We start from the raw sequence: 13590 nt of genomic DNA on the forward strand, positions 1-13590 counted from the left end.
AGTCTCGCACTTCCGCTCCAATCAACCTTAAATAGTTTCGTTTTAAAAACAACAATCTTTACGAAAAGAGCCTTTAAATATAAGTAATACTTACTTACAGATTAAAATTTTTAATTTTATTTAATTATAATTTATTAGTATAATCAATATCAATAGTATTTTAAAAACTTTGAATATTCTAAAAAAATAGGAGGAGAACAAGAATGTCATTGAACCAATTGTTTGATTTAAATGGTAAGACAGCAATCGTTACTGGAGGCGGCAGCGGGTTAGGGCGTGTAATGGCACTGGCATTGGCAGAAGCTGGAGCAAACGTTGTTGTATGTTCACGGCGTTTAGAGGTTTGCGAAGCAGTTGTAAAAGAAATCGAGGCGTTAGGAAGACAGGCACTTGCTCTGTCATTGGATGTCACAGATCGGGAATCTGTCGTTCAAGGTGTTGAGAAAGCGGTTTCTCATTTTGGGGAAATCAGAATTTTAGTCAACGGCAGCGGAACAGTTTTTGAGTCTCCTGCTACGGATATGCCTTTAGAACAATGGCAATCTATGATGGATACAAATGTGACTGGAACATTCTTGATGTGTCAGGCAGTTGGTAAACATATGATTAATAACGAATACGGTAAAATCATTAACATTTCTTCTAGTATCGGCTTTAAAGGAGTTGACCCGGAAGCTGTAGATTCTGTCGGATATACAACTAGTAAGGGTGCAGTCATGACTTTAACGAAGGATCTGGCAGTTAAGTGGGGACGACATGGAGTGTATGTAAATTCAATTGCTCCTGGAGTTTTCACTACAGGTATGAATAACCCCGAAATACCGGGAACACTTGTACACAAAGCAGGCCCTTTCATTGCGTCACAAGTTCCAGTTAGAAGATTAGGCAATGACAATGATTTGGTAGGTGCACTCCTATACTTTGCTTCAGCAGCATCTGATTATTGTACTGGACAAATTTTGACTCTTGATGGTGGACTTGGGGCTAAGTAAATTTCAACCAAATAACGTGGTTGCGTAAATTAATCATACTTAACTACAATTAAAAAATACCAATTTTACTTAACTAAAAATTACGAATAAACTGAGTTAATAAATTCGAACTAGTTAATTTGCTTGCTGATGAAAGCGATAACAATATGCGAATTAAATAAATATTTATTGGAAGAGGGGATTTTAAGTGAGTGATTTAAAAGATGTAAAAGAAGTAGAAGTATTTCATGCAGGTAATGTTAGTGTAGATGAATTGCCTTGGATTCCATATTTTGGAGATGCGAGGTTTAAGTTGCTTAAAGCCAACCCTGTGACCGGACAGACGGTTACGTTATTATGTGTTCCTGCGAAAATGCAGCTTCCGGCCCATTTTCATTCTGGAACAGTCATTGTATATACCGTCCAAGGGACTTGGAGATATCTCGAGGAGCCTTGGATCTCCAAACCTGGTGACATGGTTTATGAGCCTGCAGGCTCCAAACATACGCCGACAGCTGTAGGGGATGAAGATGTTATCACCTTCAATATTGTAGAAGGAACATTAGACTATTTGGGTGAAGAAGGAGAAATTCTTGCCAGAGATAATTGGGAATCATTCCTGAAAAGATACTATGAATATTGTGCGGCTGAAGGAATTGAGCCTATTGATGTGACTAAATTTTGATAGTTAGATTCATAAAAAAAGGAGAAGCCCGGTGTCCACATGACGAAGAGGCTTCTCTTTTTTCTGGGATTTTTAATTTTAATATTAGTAGTAATAATTTATATATTAATATTTTTAATTTTATTTAATTAAAACTTATAAGTATAATCATAAACATAATAATATTTTTATAATTTTTAATATTCTAACTTAACAGATAATAATGCTAGGAGGAATAATGATAAATGACAGCAGAGACGGTTTTGATTACTGGTGCTACAAAAGGGATCGGATATGAATTCACAAAAGTTTTTGCAGAGCATTATTATAACTTGGTATTAGTTGCAAGAGATTCGGCGTTGTTGGAACAACAAGCCGAGAGCTTAAAAAAGGAATATGGCTTGCAAGTGAATACTTTTGCCGGCGATTTGAGCAGCCATACAACGGTAGAGAGCTTACATCGATACTTGAAATGCGAAGGAATCGACATCGATATTTTGATTAATAATGCTGGAGCAGGCGGATTAGGGTTGATGACGGAATTGGATATTCAAAAAGAAATGGAATACCTGCAGCTCAACATGATCTCTCTCACGTATTTAACTAAACTTATTGCGGATGACATGGTGAAACGAAAGCAAGGTAAAATTTTAAACGTGGCTTCAACAGCAGCCTTTCAGCCAACTCCACGGATGTCGATGTACGGTGCCAGCAAATCTTACGTCTTATTCTTTACGGAAGCAATTGCGGAAGAACTTAAAGGAACCGGAGTTCAAGCTTCTGTATTATGTCCCCCTTCTACCAAAACGCCGCTCACGCAAGGGTTGGCTTCAACAAGAACAAAAATTTTCATTAAGAACTTAATAGAGCCGCAAGCTGTTGCCAAGTGCGGATTTGAAGGGTTAATGAAGAATAAAACTGTAATCATTCCAGGCTTTAAAAATAAACTCATGGCTAAATCTGTGGGATTGTTGCCAAGGAAATGGGTAACTATCTATACCCGAAAGCTTATCGAACAAAAAGTGTAAATACCATTAAGGTCCTATCCTTGGAAGAGTTGGAGTATTTAAAAGTATTATCTTGATAGATTTACAATGGCAAATAGCTTACATAGTTTTTCAGAAGATATCTTGTTTGGAATAACAAAATCAAAAAAGGGGACTAATGATGAATTTTTTATTATCTAAGGAACATCAAATGATGCAAAAAATGGTACGTGAGTTTGCTCTAAACGAATGTGAACCTACTGCAGCTCAACGTGATGAAGAGGAATACTTTGATATCAAGATTTGGCAAAAGATGGCAGAGTTTGGTTTATGTGGCATTCCTTGGCCAGTAGAGTACGGAGGTGCAGGTGCCGATTATTTGAGTTATGTGATCGTGGTGGAGGAATTGTCTCGGGTGGACGCTTCAATTGGGACCACACTTTCGGCACATACATCGTTAGCCGGATGGCCGATTTACAAGTTTGGAACGGAACATCAAAAGCAAAAATATTTGCGGGCCATGGCGGAAGGAAAAAACATGGGTGCGTATTGCTTGACGGAATCTGGATCCGGATCTGATGCCAGTGGAATGAGAACAACAGCCGTTCTTGACGGAGATGAATGGGTTTTGAACGGATCGAAGATTTTTATCACCAACGGAGGCTATGCCGACACTTATATCGTTTTCGCACAGACCAACTCTGCACTAAAGCATAAAGGCATTTCTGCGTTTATTGTGGAAAAGGGCTTCCCAGGCTTCTCTGTAGGAAAGAAGGAAAAAAAGATGGGAATTCGCTCTTCCTCCACGACAGAGATCATTTGTGAGGACTGCCGGGTTCCAAAGGACAATCTTTTGGGCCAAGTGGGTGAAGGGTTCCAGATTGCCATGAAGACTCTCGACGGCGGTCGGAACGGAATCGCTTCTCAAGCTGTTGGAATCGCTCAAGGAGCATTTGATAATGCCGTAACATTTGCAAAGGATCGCGTCCAATTTGGCAAACCGATTAGCTCACTTCAAGCTATTCAATTCAAATTAGCCGATATGGCCACAAAAATTCAAGCTGCCCGTTTATTGACGTATCAGGCAGCATGGTGTGAGGATCAAGGAATTCCTTACGGACTTCAATCTGCAATGTCCAAACTATTTGCTGGAGACACCGCCATGGAAGTAGCGGTGGAGGCTGTTCAAGTATTTGGCGGATATGGCTACACAAGGGAATACCCGGTAGAACGATATATGAGAGATGCTAAAATCACCCAAATCTATGAAGGGACGCAAGAGATTCAGCGTCTTGTTATTGCCGGAAATCTGCTTAAAGCATAGAAAAAACTCAATATTAACGAAAACAGGAATGTAATCTATTAAAAAGAAGCGAATGGGTTTGTCAAACGTGAAAGATTTGCATGGGCATGAGTTAGAGCCTTACCGCATGGCAGTGGAAAAAGGAAAAATAAAAGAATTGGCGATTGCAATAGGGGATGATTTTCTACAGCTTGGAGTCAGCTAAGGATGCTGGTATTCCTGTTCCGCTCGCTTTTTTGCAAATCATTGGCGGTTATGGCTTTCAAGAGAAAAGGAGGTTTGATGGCAAAGTAGTAGAGAAAAAAGCTGACAACGTTGTTGTGTGTGAAATACAGGCGAAAAAAAGTAAGGTGACATGAAATTCTCTGGTACTTTTGAATCGGTTTTGCCATCAAGTGATTTGTACATCCAATCTTATAGCTCGTTGCTGACCGAATGGATGGAACACAACCGCTTCAGGAATTGGCGGATGTGCTAGGTGCTGAATACTGAGATTATTCACTTCAAATCGGACAGGCGGGAAAAGTCGTAAACCCTGATTTGTCCATTGCCTGCGGAATTTCAGGGGCCATTCAGCATTTAGTCGGGGTGTCTACCTCTAAAGTTGTCGTTGCGATTAACAAGATTCCGAAACACCTATCTTTCAAGTAGCGGACTACGGTATTGTGGGGGATTTGTTTGAGTTGATTCCGCTTCTAGCGAAAGAAATTAAAAAAAAACTGGTAAATTCTTAAATAAGAACATGTTATTACTCCTGATTAATAAGTGCATCTCTTCTCAATAAAGATCTGCTATCAATAGAGTGATTGATAGACAATAATAAGCTTTTGGAAAGGAATTCGTATATGTTTAAAAAGGTTCTTATTGCTAATCGAGGAGAAATTGCTGTCCGTGTGATTAGGGCGTGTAAGGAAATGGGGATATCTACGGTCGCTGTATATTCTGAAGCAGACCGTGAAGCTTTGCATGTACGTCTAGCAGATGAAGCCTATTGCATTGGACCACACCTATCATCTAAGAGCTACTTGGATATGACCAATTTATTAATTGTTGCTCAAATTTCACATGCAGATGCTATCCATCCCGGCTATGGATTTTTAGCGGAAAGTGCAGAATTTGCTAATTTATGTATTGAAAACGATATCATTTTTATTGGACCAACACCTGAGGCCATCAGTAAGATGGGGGCGAAAGCGGTAGCGAGAGAAACGATGGAATACGCTGGCGTACCAATTGTCCCAGGTACGGATGGGATTATTGAAGATATTGATGAAGCTGTTTTTACAGCAAGACGTATCGGGTATCCAGTTATTGTTAAAGCCACTGCGGGTGGTGGTGGAAAAGGAATGCGGGTTGCTAAATGCGAGGAAGAGTTAAAAAATGCGATTTCAATGGCGCAGCAAGAAGCAGCTACAGCTTTTGGTAATGCAGGTGTTTATTTAGAAAAGTACATTGAAGAGCCTCGACACATTGAAATCCAAATTATGGGTGATTCCTTTGGCAATGTCGTGCACATAGGGGAACGTGATTGTTCAATCCAGAGACGCCATCAAAAGCTAATTGAAGAAGCGCCATCCCCTGCACTTGATGAAGAACTAAGAACGAAAATGGGAGAGGCGGCATTAAAAGCCGCGAAGGCCGTACAATATTCAGGGGCAGGTACCATTTTCTATGGAATCCGCCAGTAAAGGCAAACCATACATCAGCTTCTCCATTTCAGATTTGAAAGTAAAGAAGAAAGTAAAGTTCAATGGACGCTTTGTATTTGATATAAATGTAGATTTACAAATCTCGCTATCCGAACAACTCTTTCCATTCGATGTCCGAAAAGATTATGCAAAGCTTGAAAAAAGCATTGCAAATGAGCTTGAGAATGAAACCAATCAATTAATTCAAAAAATACAAAAGTCTCAAATTGATCCATTAGGGCTTGGTCTGTATGCAAGAGCCTACACTTATCAAGAGTGGAAAAAAGTACAAGAAGACTGGGGGAACACTCTGGCAAAATCAAAAATAAACATACATGTAAAAACAATAATTAAGGGCATGGGATCAACGAATTATCAATAGGACAAAAGCTTTCATAATGGGGATGCTGAGAACCGATCCCGGTTTCTACCCTTTTAGGGATTAAAGTTGCAAGCTTTTTTTGACAAAGGCCATGCTTGATTTAGAATGAGGTAGCAAAGACTGTAATAAGCCATTAAGTTTTGCAAGTCAAACGTTATTGATTGCACCTAAAGGGCAAAGAGGCTTACAAACGATTTCTTGTTTCGGAAGCTACAAAAACTTGCTTAATGAAGAAGATTATTTATATATAAAAAGATCAAAGAAGCTTAGGCTCTTCGATTTTTATTATTGTTTAAATACTTCATCGTAATACCAGACCCTTTAATTTGTCCTCGGCTTTTCCTCGTGTAATTTTAAAAAGATTATTGGTGATGAATTTTTAGAAAGTGTTTATATGATAAGATTTTTTAGCCCTGTTTTCTTCAATTATGATGTAATCATCGCCTAAAACCCTTGGTATGACTGGGTTTTGGAGTAAGATGAGAGTGGATTGCTAACATTTTGCTAACTTTCAGTTTCTGAAAACTTACTTTCACTATTGAAGAAAAGACCTTCCATAAGTTCACTGAACTTATGGAAGGTCTTTTCTTCAATATTTTTTGTCATATGTGCGTAGATGTTCATTGTTGTATTTACGTCTGAATGTCCTAATCTCTCTTATATCTATTTTATACCTGCACCAGCTTCAATGAGAAGAGATGTGTGGGTATGTCTAAAACTGTGTGGAGTGATGTGCTTTTTCAATCTTCATATGCTTCATTTGTTAGGATTGTAATAAGTTTTTGTGATTCTTAGTTTTTTATGAAGTCAAGGGTTGACCACTTTAGAGCAAGAATTTCTTCCAAACGAACTCCCGTATACGCTAAGTTGCAAAGGTAAGATAGTCAAAAGAAAGTCCATGTTCTTAAGCAATACATAAGAATGCCATCAATTCACTTACTTTCAAAAATTTATCTTTGAGTTCTTCTTCTTCAAAGTATTTTAAAGTTATTTGTTTTTTAGGCATAACAAAACCTTCTATTGGGTTTGCAAGTAGAAAAACTTGGCGGATAGCGTGTTTAAAAATCATATTTACAGTAGTATGAATGCTGTCAAGGTAGTTATTGCTAAACTTCTTGGACAATTCATTGAAATGGGACTGATACATATGCCTTGTTATCTTTCGCAAAGGGAGATGACCCCATTTAGATATAAGGTGCTTTATAGCAATGCTACGAGCTCTTACACTGCTTACTTTTACTTAAATATCATAATATTCAATCCATTTCATCGCAAAATTTTCAAAAGTGATATTCATTTCCTTCAATTCGGTTTCGTATTTCTAGATTGGTATAGAGTAACGCCTAAGATAAACCTAATACCATCGCAACTCGGTTAAAGATAATTTTAGTTTTTGTTTTTATAAGACGTTGTAAAATCTGGGAAAATACTTTGATATTGCATCTAAAAGAATCCTCCGTCAAATAAAGAGATTTAAACTTTGGGTCATGGGGATGAAGTTTAGGCAACATTGCCACTTGTTGGAGGAGTTTTATCCTTATTAATGCACAATTTTAATATTACTGTAGCAAAATAAAGAGAACACACTTTAAATTAACTCTTGGCACGCTTAGTTTGATGGGATGTGGTAGGAACCCTATTATAGATTTGCTTTTACTTTACCCTATTTTCGTACTGTTGTTGAGGATTTTTTCTGGATGATTATGAAAATAAAAGCTGATGAATTTGACGAATAAAAAGTGGTTTTACAAAACCTTAATATTTGATTAATGTGGGATTAATGTTGTCGAACTATGATGAAACCGTAATAAAAATTAATAAACATTAAAGATTCCACACTAAACGGAGGCCCTTTTTATGAATTACACATTCAAGAAGAACTGTTATAAGTCTATTCAAGCTGTGATGTTAGGAGTGAGTGTACTAGGATTATCTGCTTGTGGAGCTCCTGAAGAGCAGGCTGCTCCAGTTGTTAAAGATCCAAACTCACTAACCCTGAAAGATATTGAAACAAAGGCAAAAGAAGAGGGGACAATTAATAGTGTCGGTATGCCTGATTCATGGGCTAACTGGGGAGAAACGTGGAATGATGTGATGAAAAAATATACGTTGGAACACAGCGATACAGATTTATCCAGTGCCGAAGAGATTGCCAAAATGGAATCTGAAGGAGAGAATGCAACAGCTGATATGGGCGATGTAGGGATTTCCTTTGGGCCAATCGCGGAAAAAAAAGAATTAACGATGCCATATAAAACTTCCTATTGGGACGAGGTACCTGACTGGGCAAAAGATGACAATGGAGATTGGGTTGTTGGCTACCAAGGAACGATTGCATTCTTTACTAATAAAGAATTAGTAGATAACCCGCCAAAATCATGGGATGACATATTAAAAGGAGATTATAAAGTAACAGTTGGAGATGTTCAGCGTGGTACACAGAACCAAATGGCCGTTCTTGCTGCCGCTAAGGCTTACGGTGGTGATGAAACAAATATCCAACCAGGAATTGACTATTTTGCTAAGCTTGCCAAGCAAGGCCGCCTTAGCTTAACTGATGCCAAGCCGGCTAACATCGAAAAAGGGGAAGTGGAAGTTGCCCTTGTTTGGGATTTCAATGCTCTAGGTTACGCTGACCAAATTAACCGCGATCAATTTGATGTAGCCATTCCAAGTGAAGGTTCAGTCGTAAGCGGCTACGCAACTATTATTAACAAAAATGCAAAGCATCCGCATGCGGCGATGGCAACTAGAGAATATATCTTAAGCGATGAAGGACAAATTAACTTAGCTAAAGGATTTGCCCGTCCAATTCGCGATGTAGAACTACCGAAAGAAGTAGCTGAAAAAATGGTTCCAGAAGAACAGTACAAAAATGCAAAACCTATTGAAGATTACAAAGCTTGGGAAGAAACAGCAAAGAAATTACCACAGCTTTGGCAAGAAGAGGTGTTAGTCCATGTCAAATAAAGTAATAGCAATTATTGTTGATGGTATGAGATATGATAAAGCATGTGAGGCTCTTGGATTTATTCAACATCTAGTTGAAACAAATCAGGCAGCACTTTACAAAGTAAAGTCGGAACTCAAAGTCTTTCCCGTCCATTATATGAAGTGTTACTAACGGGTACACCGGCATCAGTGAACGGAATTACGTCCAATCAAGCCGTTCGCTTATCTACTGAGAAAAGTATCTTTCATCTTACGAAAGAAAACGGCTTAAGAAACGGAACGGTATCTTATTACTGGGTAAGCGAACTTTATAATCGCGCGCCATTCCATTTTATTGAAGATCGTGAGCAAGAGGATGAGTCTAAGCCATTTCAATATGGAAAATTTTATTGGGATGATGACTATCCAGACAGCCATGTGTTATGGATGCAGAAGCTTTGCGCAGAAAGTATGACCCACACTTTTTATATATTCATCCGCTCGGTGTAGATGTAAAAGGAGAAATTTTCGGTTCGGAACCGAAAGAATATCGTGAACAAATCTTAAAAATGGGAAGCTTGTTGGCACAACTTTTGCCAATTTGGATCAAAGAAGGTTACCACATTTTAATTACATCTGATCATGGCATGAGTGAATATGGCAACCATGGCGGCATAACTGATGGTGAGCGTGATGTACCGCTCTTTATCATGAGTCCAAAAGTTGAACCTGGTGTTTACAGTGAAGTAGTTCCGCAATTAGCTTTTGCGCCGCTCGTTTGTGAACTTTTATATATTGAGCCGTCCAATAAAATGATTTCATATCAATTTCCAGGTCTGAAAGGAAAAAAATACCCTTTAAAAAAGATACCACTATTCAACATTAAAATGAAGAATGAAGGTTGACGGGAATTGGTTTAACGAACGTACTGTTAAATCAATTCCTGAATTTTCCCAAAATGTTATAGAACAAAGAGGAGCGAGAAGTCTTGCGAAAAATAAAAAAACAAAAAATTTACTTATTAGCTCTTTTATTGCCATTTATTATGTTTGTGATTGGATTTGAAATAGGACCATTAGTGGCAATGATTAAAGACAGTTTTTATGCAGACGATGGAATTCAAGTTACGATTGATCAATATATCACCATATTTAAAAGTAAGTTTTACTTACAAGGTATTCAAAATAGCATTGTCATTTCCTTGTTTTCTGCCGTAACTTCTGTGTTTATAGCAGTCATTGCAGCCTATTCGTTTACAAAGTTCTCACAAAAAATACAAAATCGCCTGCTGATGATTGCCAATATGACGTCGAACTTTGAGGGAATTCCCCTTTCATTTTCATTTATTATTTTACTTGGAAACAATGGGCTGTTTACGTTGCTTTTTTCAAAGATTGGTGGGGATGTGTTTGCGGATTTTAATTTATATTCATGGACAGGCCTCATTCTTGTTTATATATATTTTCAAATTCCGCTTGCTATTATGCTCATCTACCCGTCTTATCAAGGAATTAAGAAACAATGGAAAGAAGCTTCTTCATTATTAGGAGGATCAACATTATCATTTTGGCTTCACATTGGGATTCCAGTTCTTTTACCTAGTATTGTAGGTACATTCAGCATTTTGTTTGCTAATTCGATGGGAGCTTACGCTACTGCCTATGCATTAGTAGGCAGCAACTATAACTTATTGTCATTGCAAATTGCCTCTCTAGTTGCTAGTGACGTTGCATTAAAGCCGCAGCTAGGTAGTGCGATGGGAGTTCTTCTAGCAGCGACAATGATAGGGGCGATGTGGTTCAATGAACGAATGATGCGCCGCATTAGGAGGGATTTACGATGAAATCTTCATTGACTTTTCATAAAGTGATTGTTGGGTTACTAGTTATATATTTATTAATTCCGCTTGTAGGAACCTTTTTATTCTCGGTTGCCGGAAAATGGGATCATACCATTTTACCTGAGAGTTATACAATGGATTGGTATATTGAATTATTTCAAGATGAACGGTTTTATGATGCTTTTCGACGAACGCTGTTTTTAATTGTCATGTCTGTAGGTCTTAGTGTTGTTATTATGCTTCCGACTATCTTTATCATCACGGTATATTTCAGTAAATGGGAAGGGTTACTTCAAGCAGCAGCTATGCTTCCTTATGGAATTCCTCCCATTGTTGGAGCTGTCGGATTAATCAAGGTATATTCAGATGGACCGATTCAAATTGCCGGAACACCTTGGATTTTAATCGGTGCCTATTTCATAACGATTCTGCCATTTATGTATCAAGGTATTCGTAGCAGTCTTCGTACGATTAATGCTGTGCAGCTTGTTGATGCAGCTGAATTACTGGGTGCTACCAAATTCCAGTCGTTTCGCACAGTGGTGTTTCCAAATATTATATCTGGTATTTTAGTGTCTACCTTATTATCAGTCGCTCTTTTATTTAGTGAGTTTGCTTTTGCCAATTTGCTTGTCGGGGGCCGATTTGAAACCATTCAAATTTATCTTGCCGACAAACTAAACAGCAGTGGTCACTTAACAAGTGCAATTGTTATTACTTATTATTCAATGATTTTACTTTTAACGGGGATTGTATTAAAACTTACGTTTAGAAACGAAAAAAAACCTGTCGTGTCAAATAAGAAGCGAATTCCTTCATTTTTTAAAAAACAACACTGTAATAAAAATACTGCTATAGAAGGTGAAAAGTAATGAGCTATGTAACCATCAATCAAGTGACTAAGGGGTATGAAAATCAAGTCGTTCTAAATGACATTTCTTTAACATTAAAAAAAGGAGAATTTGCTACACTTCTTGGGCAAAGCGGATGCGGGAAAAGTACATTATTACGTTCCATTGCGGGGCTTGAAGGTGTTGATGTAGGAAGAATCTTAATTGATGGAAAAGATATTACTAATTTATCACCGCGTCAGCGTGAAGTCGGTATGGTATTTCAGTCTTATGCGCTTTTCCCAAATATGAGCGTTTTTGACAATATCGCGTACGGCCTTAAAATGAAGAAGGTAAAAAATATTAAATCAAAAGTGAAAAATATGATTGATATGGTTGATTTAATAGGAAAAGAAGAGTCGTATCCTCATCAATTATCTGGTGGACAACAGCAGAGGGTTGCTCTTGCCCGTGCGCTTGTCATGGAGCCGAAAGTACTGCTTTTGGATGAGCCGTTAAGCGCATTGGATGCTAAAATTAGAAAAAGTTTGCAAAAAGAATTAAAGAGAATACAGAAAGAATTAGATATTACAACTATTTTTGTTACGCATGATCAGGAAGAAGCAATGACGATGTCTGACCGAATTTTTGTCATGAATAAAGGAAAAGTTGTACAATCCGGTTCTCCATCAGAAATTTATACTTCTCCAGCCAATACATTTGTTGCAAAATTTATCGGAAATTATAATGTTTGTAATATGGAAGTTTTCCATAAACTTGTTCGCAGCACAGAATTAAAAGGGAATGAAGTCGCGATTCGTCCTGAAGTTTTACAATTAGTTTCTGCTGGTGAGGATAGCTTGGATTTACAAGAGAACTGGGGAATTAAAGGGTTTATTAAAGATGTTTCCATGACAGGGAATGTTTTAAGATATGAAGTAGAAACAGATGAGTCCGCTTTCCTTGTAGACTATCTTCACCACCGAGGAAAAATGTTTGAACAAGGAGCACGCGTCAATATTGTTGTACCGAAGAAAGAATGCATTATTTTATAAATTATTAATGATTACGGAGGAAGGAATATGTCTGTTTTGCCAGAAGAAAGAAAGAATGAAATTTTAAAAGAACTTAACAAAATGGGAAAAGTTAGAGTAATGGAATTAGTTGATCAATTTAATGTTTCAGAGGAAACGATTCGACGCGATTTGATGATATTAGAGGAAAAAGGGCTTTTAAAGAGGGTTTACGGTGGAGCGATTAAAACAGTCTTTGAATTTGAGGAGCCTCCATTTAAACAGCGTACAACGGTGAATCAAGAAGCGAAAATTAAGGTTGGGAAAAAAGCAGTAGAACTCATTTCTAACGGAGATGTGATTGCCATTGATGTAGGGACAACCATGCTTGAATTTGCGCAGTGTATCGAAAATAAAATAGACATTACGATTTTAACCAATTCTCTTCCTGTGTCGTCTATGTTAACCGAATTGCTCAATGAAAATAAGTTTACAGGACAAATTCTATTACTAGGCGGACAAATTGATCCAAAGCATCAATCTATAAGCGGCGGTCTCACTGAACAAATGTTAAATCAATTTAATATTGATAAAGCGTTCATTTCAGCTGGTGGTGTTTCCATTCAAAATGGGGTTAGTAATTATCATTTACATGAAACATTAGTTTCACGCAAGATGGTCGAGGTATCAAAGCAAGTTATATTGCTAACGGATTACTCTAAAATTGGTGTCGACACATTTAGTAAAGTTTGTCCTCTAGAAAAAGTCGATGTGATTGTCTGTGAGCAACCATTTCCAGAGGAATGGAGAAATCATTCAAAAATAGAGGAGGTCAATTGGATTCAAGCATAGTCAATCCATAAAAGGACATATCGAGATGGATGAGGGAGTTCTCTCTCTTTTTTGATTGGCTTTTTATTGAGAGCAGGTATAAAAGCTAGAAAGAGAATTTAATAGATAGAATGAGAAAAGGGGCTATATA

The 13590-nt window shown here is 37.6% G+C and carries 12 protein-coding genes and 4 pseudogenes; 15 read left to right on the forward strand and 1 reads right to left on the reverse strand.

From position 1 onward, the window contains the following. Nucleotides 1-203 precede the first annotated feature (203 nt). The 9 genes and pseudogenes from ACFX4X_RS23630 to ACFX4X_RS23670 all read left to right on the forward strand — a co-directional run bounded on the left by ACFX4X_RS23630 (nucleotide 204) and on the right by ACFX4X_RS23670 (nucleotide 5994). Nucleotides 204-992, forward strand: coding sequence for an SDR family NAD(P)-dependent oxidoreductase (locus tag ACFX4X_RS23630; protein ID WP_377387018.1), 789 nt, complete (start codon nucleotides 204-206; stop codon nucleotides 990-992). A 187-nt stretch (nucleotides 993-1179) separates the two neighbouring features. After that, complete coding sequence (locus ACFX4X_RS23635; RefSeq protein WP_284470976.1) at nucleotides 1180-1656, forward strand: 2,4'-dihydroxyacetophenone dioxygenase family protein; 477 nt, start codon at nucleotides 1180-1182, stop codon at nucleotides 1654-1656. Between the two features lie 224 nt (nucleotides 1657-1880). Further along, nucleotides 1881-2663: an SDR family NAD(P)-dependent oxidoreductase gene (locus ACFX4X_RS23640; RefSeq protein ID WP_284470975.1), complete on the forward strand. Its 783-nt coding sequence runs from the start codon at nucleotides 1881-1883 to the stop codon at nucleotides 2661-2663. A gap of 139 nt (nucleotides 2664-2802) precedes the next feature. Then, nucleotides 2803-3945, forward strand: a complete 1143-nt coding sequence (locus ACFX4X_RS23645) for an acyl-CoA dehydrogenase (protein ID WP_377387022.1) — start codon at nucleotides 2803-2805, stop codon at nucleotides 3943-3945. A gap of 58 nt (nucleotides 3946-4003) precedes the next feature. After that, complete coding sequence (locus tag ACFX4X_RS23650) at nucleotides 4004-4129, forward strand: hypothetical protein (protein WP_284470973.1); 126 nt, start codon at nucleotides 4004-4006, stop codon at nucleotides 4127-4129. Further along, nucleotides 4116-4283, forward strand: coding sequence for a hypothetical protein (locus ACFX4X_RS23655; protein ID WP_377387025.1), 168 nt, complete (start codon nucleotides 4116-4118; stop codon nucleotides 4281-4283). Before ACFX4X_RS23650 ends, ACFX4X_RS23655 begins: the two co-directional genes overlap by 14 nt. Before the next feature lie 79 nt (nucleotides 4284-4362). Beyond that, nucleotides 4363-4658, forward strand: a pseudogene (locus tag ACFX4X_RS23660) (electron transfer flavoprotein subunit alpha/FixB family protein); the annotation flags it as partial. 111 nt (nucleotides 4659-4769) lie between these two features. Continuing rightward, nucleotides 4770-5591 (forward strand): annotated as a pseudogene (locus ACFX4X_RS23665) (ATP-binding protein); the annotation flags it as partial. 4 nt (nucleotides 5592-5595) lie between these two features. Continuing rightward, nucleotides 5596-5994, forward strand: coding sequence for a Ger(x)C family spore germination C-terminal domain-containing protein (locus tag ACFX4X_RS23670; protein ID WP_377387028.1), 399 nt, complete (start codon nucleotides 5596-5598; stop codon nucleotides 5992-5994). 504 nt (nucleotides 5995-6498) lie between these two features. Here the strand turns inward: ACFX4X_RS23670 and ACFX4X_RS25575 are convergent. Then, nucleotides 6499-6738 (reverse strand): annotated as a pseudogene (locus ACFX4X_RS25575) (tyrosine-type recombinase/integrase); the annotation flags it as partial. A 1113-nt stretch (nucleotides 6739-7851) separates the two neighbouring features. On the opposite strand from ACFX4X_RS25575, the gene ACFX4X_RS23675 reads away from it, so the two are divergent. The 6 genes and pseudogenes from ACFX4X_RS23675 to ACFX4X_RS23700 all read left to right on the forward strand — a co-directional run bounded on the left by ACFX4X_RS23675 (nucleotide 7852) and on the right by ACFX4X_RS23700 (nucleotide 13460). Next, nucleotides 7852-8964, forward strand: coding sequence for an ABC transporter substrate-binding protein (locus ACFX4X_RS23675; protein WP_377387031.1), 1113 nt, complete (start codon nucleotides 7852-7854; stop codon nucleotides 8962-8964). After that, nucleotides 8954-9830: pseudogene (locus ACFX4X_RS23680) on the forward strand (alkaline phosphatase family protein). Before ACFX4X_RS23675 ends, ACFX4X_RS23680 begins: the two are co-directional and overlap by 11 nt. An 83-nt stretch (nucleotides 9831-9913) precedes the next feature. After that, nucleotides 9914-10768, forward strand: a complete 855-nt coding sequence (locus tag ACFX4X_RS23685; RefSeq protein ID WP_377387034.1) for an ABC transporter permease — start codon at nucleotides 9914-9916, stop codon at nucleotides 10766-10768. Beyond that, nucleotides 10765-11637, forward strand: coding sequence for an ABC transporter permease (locus tag ACFX4X_RS23690; protein WP_377387037.1), 873 nt, complete (start codon nucleotides 10765-10767; stop codon nucleotides 11635-11637). Before ACFX4X_RS23685 ends, ACFX4X_RS23690 begins: the two co-directional genes overlap by 4 nt. After that, complete coding sequence (locus tag ACFX4X_RS23695; RefSeq protein ID WP_284470958.1) at nucleotides 11637-12650, forward strand: ABC transporter ATP-binding protein; 1014 nt, start codon at nucleotides 11637-11639, stop codon at nucleotides 12648-12650. Before ACFX4X_RS23690 ends, ACFX4X_RS23695 begins: the two co-directional genes overlap by 1 nt. Nucleotides 12651-12677: 27 nt before the next feature. Further along, entirely contained in the window at nucleotides 12678-13460 is a 783-nt protein-coding gene (locus ACFX4X_RS23700; protein ID WP_377387040.1) for a DeoR/GlpR family DNA-binding transcription regulator, read from the forward strand. Nucleotides 13461-13590 lie beyond the last annotated feature (130 nt).

It is taken from the genome of Peribacillus sp. YIM B13481, from assembly GCF_042787985.1.
GTDB classification, from domain to species: domain Bacteria; phylum Bacillota; class Bacilli; order Bacillales; family DSM-1321; genus Peribacillus; species Peribacillus simplex_A.

Coding starts and splice junctions, on each gene's coding strand:
- ACFX4X_RS23630 (WP_377387018.1), top strand. CDS start 204: ATGTCATTGAACCAATTGTTTGATTTAAATGGTAAGACAGCAATCGTT.
- ACFX4X_RS23690 (WP_377387037.1), top strand. CDS start 10,765: ATGAAATCTTCATTGACTTTTCATAAAGTGATTGTTGGGTTACTAGTT.
- ACFX4X_RS23695 (WP_284470958.1), top strand. CDS start 11,637: ATGAGCTATGTAACCATCAATCAAGTGACTAAGGGGTATGAAAATCAA.
- ACFX4X_RS23675 (WP_377387031.1), top strand. CDS start 7,852: ATGAATTACACATTCAAGAAGAACTGTTATAAGTCTATTCAAGCTGTG.
- ACFX4X_RS23670 (WP_377387028.1), top strand. CDS start 5,596: ATGGAATCCGCCAGTAAAGGCAAACCATACATCAGCTTCTCCATTTCA.
- ACFX4X_RS23645 (WP_377387022.1), top strand. CDS start 2,803: ATGAATTTTTTATTATCTAAGGAACATCAAATGATGCAAAAAATGGTA.
- ACFX4X_RS23640 (WP_284470975.1), top strand. CDS start 1,881: ATGACAGCAGAGACGGTTTTGATTACTGGTGCTACAAAAGGGATCGGA.
- ACFX4X_RS23700 (WP_377387040.1), top strand. CDS start 12,678: ATGTCTGTTTTGCCAGAAGAAAGAAAGAATGAAATTTTAAAAGAACTT.